This is a genomic window from Paenibacillus sp. 01T422 (assembly GCF_056398785.1).
The window spans coordinates 1-6,169 of sequence record NZ_JBFTQB010000379.1 but is presented as its reverse complement, the minus strand read 5'-3'; the positions used below and the strand labels follow the sequence as shown (position 1 = coordinate 6,169).

5 protein-coding genes are annotated in these 6,169 nt (G+C 48.3%); all 5 read right to left on the bottom strand.

Translation table 11 applies throughout. The features are described from left to right. Positions 1-521, bottom strand: a 521-nt coding sequence (locus AC1DUA_RS20665; protein WP_477501562.1) for an FtsX-like permease family protein, incomplete at its 3' end; no start/stop codon positions are given. Then, positions 508-2,598: an FtsX-like permease family protein gene (locus AC1DUA_RS20660; protein ID WP_477501561.1), complete on the bottom strand. Its 2,091-nt coding sequence runs from the start codon at positions 2,596-2,598 to the stop codon at positions 508-510. The genes AC1DUA_RS20660 and AC1DUA_RS20665, both read right to left, overlap by 14 nt. A gap of 21 nt (positions 2,599-2,619) precedes the next feature. Next, the gene (locus AC1DUA_RS20655) at positions 2,620-3,654 is read right to left on the bottom strand and encodes an efflux RND transporter periplasmic adaptor subunit (RefSeq protein ID WP_477501563.1); all 1,035 of its coding nucleotides are present in this window, start codon (positions 3,652-3,654) and stop codon (positions 2,620-2,622) included. Further along, the gene (locus AC1DUA_RS20650; RefSeq protein WP_477501560.1) at positions 3,644-4,339 is read right to left on the bottom strand and encodes an ABC transporter ATP-binding protein; all 696 of its coding nucleotides are present in this window, start codon (positions 4,337-4,339) and stop codon (positions 3,644-3,646) included. Before AC1DUA_RS20650 ends, AC1DUA_RS20655 begins: the two co-directional genes overlap by 11 nt. A gap of 97 nt (positions 4,340-4,436) precedes the next feature. Further along, positions 4,437-6,017: a response regulator gene (locus AC1DUA_RS20645; RefSeq protein ID WP_477501559.1), complete on the bottom strand. Its 1,581-nt coding sequence runs from the start codon at positions 6,015-6,017 to the stop codon at positions 4,437-4,439. Between the last annotated feature and the right edge of the window lie 152 nt (positions 6,018-6,169).

The following is a 6,169-nucleotide window of genomic DNA, read 5'->3' as shown; positions in this document are numbered from 1 at the left end:
CCTAGCAGCAGTAGACCAATCCCTATCATAACCAAGACAATGACGTATAAATGCAGCTGATCGTTAGGATCGAAACTCACCTGAAAAGGCGGCACTTGACTCGATGAGTCAAACGTTAATTGGAACAAGGGAACGAATAATTGGCTAGCCGTATTCCCTGTAATCATACCAATCAGGACAGCAGCGCCGGAGGTCAGCAATTGCTCCGCAACTAACATTCCGATTAACTGAGCATAAGAAATCCCCATCGCGCGAAGCACGCCGAATTGTAGAATCCGACCAGACAGTGAAAGCACCCAGTACAAAAGAAATCCCATGAAGCTGATGCCGATCGCAATCAAGAAGCCAAGTGTCATTACGCCGTTCACGGCCAGTTGAAATGGATCATTTTTGGAACGAACCAACATTTGCTTCGTATCAACCAAGCTTGCAATCTTGATATGTTTAAGCTCTAGCGCTTCATACAAAGCTTGACTGGTCATGTCAGGTTTCAGCTTAAGCCATACCTCATACGGCTCCACAGGCCCTGGAGTCCCCAGAGAGCAGGTTCAAATAATCGTAGAAGTGATGATCCAGCAAATGATCGCGAAGCCAGGCTGTTTGACCGAATTCATCTGTATCAATCCCCATCAGCGTCGTCTTTTTCGTTTCTTTACCGATCGAGATGTAAGCATCTTTCTTCTGAAAAACACGAGCAGCAGATTCCACACCTGCCAGTTGGGTAAAAGGCAGAAACGGAGGCTCCGTATATTGCACGCGTTTCTTCACAGCAACTTCGCCCGCAGGAGAATTAGCATCACCCGAAGGTCCAGAAGGGCCTGACTGTGGAGGCGGGGCATCATTATCCCATGGTGTTTGCAAAACAATATCGGTCCCGTTCGCATAACGGATCTTCTCTTCAATGTTTTTGTTCATCGTCCGGGCTGCACTCGCACTGAACAAGCCAGTTGCCAATGTCATCACGATAAATAACATGATGAATTGGTATTGTGTAGTGGACCTGCCTACCTGAAGGAGCGTCGAATACAGATAAGGCGGCCACCATTTGCGCCCAACCGTATAGATCAGTTGAATAACCCAAGGATAGATCCGCAGGAGGAACAAGCCCATTGCAAATATGAATAGAGCCGGCACAACAAAAAGGAGGGGATCAACCTTCATGTCCATCGAATCCAGCCCCAGGGCAACCAGATCAGTCATCCGTCGGTTAAAGCTTTGCAATAAATATATAGATACAGCTAATAAAATAACATCAAGAAAGATTTTATGAACAAAAGAAAGCTTATTTTTCCTCGCGAGTGACTGCTTATGACCAACAATCGTCGTACGCGTTGCCATAACGGCCGGGATGAGCGTCATGCAAACCGATGCCACCACGGCCACCAAGGCATACCGGTAGGCTTCTTGATTCAGCTTCACTTCCATGGCAGAGCGCTCTACAAACTCCAGAAATCCATTGGAGGCACCCAGGATCTTGGTCAATTGCATCCCGATGGCAGGTCCAACCAGAAGCGCAATCCCTCCTAATAAAGCCCCTTCCAGCACATAACCTAAAAGAATCTGAGTACGGCTTGCTCCTCTGCTGCGCAGAACGGCAATTTCTGTTTTTTGCCTTTCCGTAATCAAATTGGCAACCATGAATAAATAGAAGGCTAACAGAATGCTTACGGGCACATTCAGTGACCATAACATCATTCTTAATTTTTTCTCTTTCTCACCATACACTTTCAAAGTAGGAAGCGCGGGATTATCAGCTTTATAAGAATTGAAACGACTGCTTAAGTAGCCTTCCATTTGTGCATGTGCAGCGGTATAGGCGCCTAATCCTTCCAACTTCAATTGGTGATAATCGAGTATGTAATTCCAAAAGCAATAAAGGCTAGTAAACTCCTTGTTATTCGTAATTTCTTTCTCAAATAGCCCAAAGGGAATGAAAAATCGTGAACGCAAATCAGACATATTATTCGTCCAATAGGGATCTGCATAATCGCTGCGATCAATAACCCCTACCGGTTTAATGCGAATGCTTTGTTTCAAATCCTCATCTGTAATGGTTAATTCATTGCCAAGAACAATTTTCATCTCCGTCAGCAGTTCAGGGAATACCCATGCTTCATACACGCCGTTCACGGGTTCGCTAGATGGCATGACGCCGTCAACGAGGCGAATATGCTTATCTAACTCCGACATCGTTGTCAGCTCGCCCAGACGCTTCACACTAGGATCAACTTTACTGGGAACACTCGGTTTAAAATTGAAATTCATCGTGCTGCGCATGGTGGTCGAGAGGAGAATAGGTACACCAAATGCTTTACTTTCTTCTTTCAAAAAAGCATCCGTTTCCGCCAGAAGACGATCCGCGTCTTGCTCCTTCTCCGATCTCACAAAGTATGCGTAGTTATATACTTGCCCTGGATATTGCTTGGTGTCTGTTTGCAGAACTTCCAAGTCCTTGATCAGCATGCGCTGTAAAATGGCGTGTGTATAAATAGGCATCGAGCTTGCAAGCGCTACAGAAATAATTAGCCCTACTAATAAACTAAGCTCGAGCCAGCGATTTTTGACCATTTTACGGAGAATCATCAGAAATAAAGCCATTGCAATCCTCCTAAGAAAGTACTAGTTCTCTAAAATGACATTCTGGCCTTCCTTGAGGCCTGTTCGAATTTCAACTTCCGTAGGGGTTACAAGGCCTTTTTCGACAYCGACTTCTTTACGGCTTTCCCCATTCAGCACTTGCACATAATCCCTGCCCAGATAAGTCCGCAGTCCTTTTCTCGGGATCACGATGACATTCTCTCGCTGCTCAACGACAATCGTCATGTCTCCGGATGCGCCAATCTCTGCACCCTCTGTGCCCACAGGAACCCCAATAATAATCGTTTTGGCATTTCTTTCGGTTTGTGCCTTGTTATCTGTTGGGGGAGAGCTTGATGGTGTTCGCAGCACTTTGCCCTGCACTGTACTCCCGGATTTCGCGAGTTTGACTTCTACATTCATGCCAACTTCTATCCCCGTAAGTGTTCCGACATCTGTAGCTTCATAAGAAAGCTCCAGGTGTTCAGGATCAGACAGAACTACAAGCGTATTGAAGGCGTCCACAACACTTCCTTGCTGAGCATCTGTTACGAAAGTGACGACTCCACTGGATGCTGCCACTAACCTTGTCTTATTCAGCTGCGCTTGCAAGGATGTCAGTTGCAGCTGTGCCGCTTCAATATCAATATCCTTCAAACGAAGCGCTAGCGTTTGATTAGGATCAGCCTGCCTGGATTGCACACTGGCAATCTGGGCTTTCTCCAAATTCAATTTTTGAATGGCAATCCGCGTTTCCAGATCCCCTTTCTCCAATTCAGCAAGCACATCACCAGGTTTAACCACATCACCTAATTTAACGCGTAAACCAGCTAAGCGATGATCAGACTCATCAAAATAGTAATTGCTCGTTTGGCTAGACTTGAACGTCCCCATGAAAGTAGCTTTTTTCGTAATGCTGCCTTTCTTCACCTCATAAAGCTCGAAGTTTTCTTTCACTGGTTTGACTAACGGCGGCTTTAGCGCTTCCTCTTCTTTGGGCAATAGAGAGCAACCTGCCAGTAAAAGCACAACACCAGCTATTAGAACGATTTTAGACGCAAATGGCTTAACCTTCATCGACAATGGTACCATCCTCCAATGCATACACTTCATCTACAATTTCCATAATGGCTAGGTCATGAGTGGTCAAAATAATGGTCATTCCTTCTTGCACCAAATCTTTGAACAATTTGAGCACTTGGAGCCCCATTCTGCTGTCCAGCTCCGCTGTAGGCTCATCTGCCAAAATCAACTTGGGTTTGTGAGCGATCGCTCTGGCAATCGCAACCCGCTGCTGCTCGCCGCCAGAAAGCTCATAAGGACGATGTTTCATCCTCATTTTCAACCCTACGAAATCTAGTGCTTCTTCAGCTAATTGCTTATAATGTTTCGGATGTATACCCGATATGCGCAAACCAAATTCAACATTCTCATAGGCGGACATATAAGGGACTAAAGCAAAGGATTGAAAAATAAGACCGATCTGCTTCCGTCTGACTTCATTGCGCTTCGCCTCAGATAAACTACTGATCTCCATGCCCTCTAAATAAACGGCGCCTTCCGAAGGGTGGTCGAGTGCCCCGAGGATATTTAGCAGCGTCGTCTTACCAGACCCCGATCTTCCGCGCAGTGCTACAAGCCTGCCTTTGGGAATGCTGAGATGAGCTCCTCGCAATGCGTGTACCGCTCCCGATCCTTTTCCAAATACGCGCGTAACCCCAATTGCTTGCACCATAGGTACCTGATCTACCTGCATAGTCATAGTTAGCACCTCATCTTTATTCCTAAATCATGGAACTCTTCCTAAATGTAAACCTTTACATAACAAAAAAATAGACATCCTTTGTTGGAAAAGGTGTCTATTTGTTCTTCTCGAATTCTTTGGGTGAGCAGCCAACTACACGTTTGAACGTCTTGGCAAATGTTTTGGCATCTGGAAATCCTACGGCATCAGCCACTTCATATACCTTCATTTCACCCGTTCGCAGTCTGCGTTTCGCCTCTTCCATCCGGATTCGCGTCAACGTTTCACTCAGCGATTCTCCCATTTCCTTACTATATAAATCGCTCAAATAGCTGCGACTCAGTCTGACATAATCAGCCATGTCCGATGTACTAATGGGTGAGGCATAATGATCCACCATATAAGTCAAAACCTTACGGATAAAAGGATTGTTTGAGCGATGAATCGGCTCTCTCCCAACAGCCATGCGATTCTCCATCAGCATGTTCATCGCTTGAAGAACCATTTCCCTGACCTGCTCAAACCTGCTGMAGGCGCTCAGAGCTTTGCTGTTTACATACAGCTCCTCATACCGTTCAAGCGCCGCGCAGCCGCGTTCGCGCGCGTAACCTGCAGCCAGCGCAAGCAGCTCCTGGATGAAGATCAACACTTTATCCTTCTCGTGGCGCTGCTCCCTCAACTTGCGGCAAAGCGCCTCCGCATGGTGTAGATAACCCTCGCTGTTCGTATGCAAAACACAGCGCAGCAGGTCGCTGCGTATCTCAAAAGGCAGCGTAGGCACTTGCCCGCATGCTGCCTCCGGCGCATGCACCACCAAGCGATTCCAGCTGGAGCTGTAGAATCGCTCCTGCACCTGCCGCGCATGCAGCTCCGCGGCAGGCTGCACGTCCGCGAGCCGGCGGATGACGACGCCGGCTCCAATAAACCAGTCCGGCGCGTGCGCGAGCCGGACCTCCGCGGCGCGCTCAAGCGCCGCGGCAGTGGCATAGACGCCGCCATCTTCGGCGGCGTCTTGCTCTTCCGCTGCTGCCGGGAGGAGCAGCAGCGTGCTGTCGGCGGCCAGCGGCAGCGCCGCCAGGCAGCCGGTCCAGCGCCAGTCTATGGCGGCGCTGGTCCCGGTGTGCAGCAGCAAGCTAACTAGGCTGCTGCTTGCTGCGGCAGCCGCGCTCAGCGGCGCTCCTGCCCCGAAGAGCTCTGCCTGCAGCTCAGCTTCGCCAAGCCTGGTCTGTATATAAGCCTGCAGCCTGTTTGATAGCTGCATTTGCTTGGTGGAGGCCAGCTCAAGCTCCCGAATCTGCTGCTCTCTCTGGTCATTGCGCTGGGCTTCAAGCTCTCGCTTCACACCAAGCAAGATGTCGATTAGCGATTCTGGCTCCATCGTAGGCTTGAGAATATAATCCTTGGCCCCAAGCTTCATCGCTTCTTTCACATAAGTGAAGTCGTCCATGCAGCTTAGAACGATGGTGCTTATTGGTCTTGTCCAATCTCTTAGCGTTCTTATGAGTGCTATGCCGTCCATACGCGGCATGATCAGATCGGTTATCACAATGTCGATTTGGAGAGACTCCAATAGCTCAACTGCTTCCAGGCCATCTTCTGCATCGCCGGCATAGTTAAAGCCATGCAGCTCCCAATCCACCAATGTACGCAAACCCAAACGAATGATGGGTTCATCATCCACAACAAGCACATTCATTCTACTTCCAACTCCTCTCCCTGATGGATAGGAAGGGACATCCTGATCGTAGTTCCTTCCCCAGGCTTGCTGGCAATGTGCATTTTGAACTCTGGCCCATAGTAAAGCTTAATTTTCTCGCGAATATGAGAGATACCGACGCCGCTCATTCG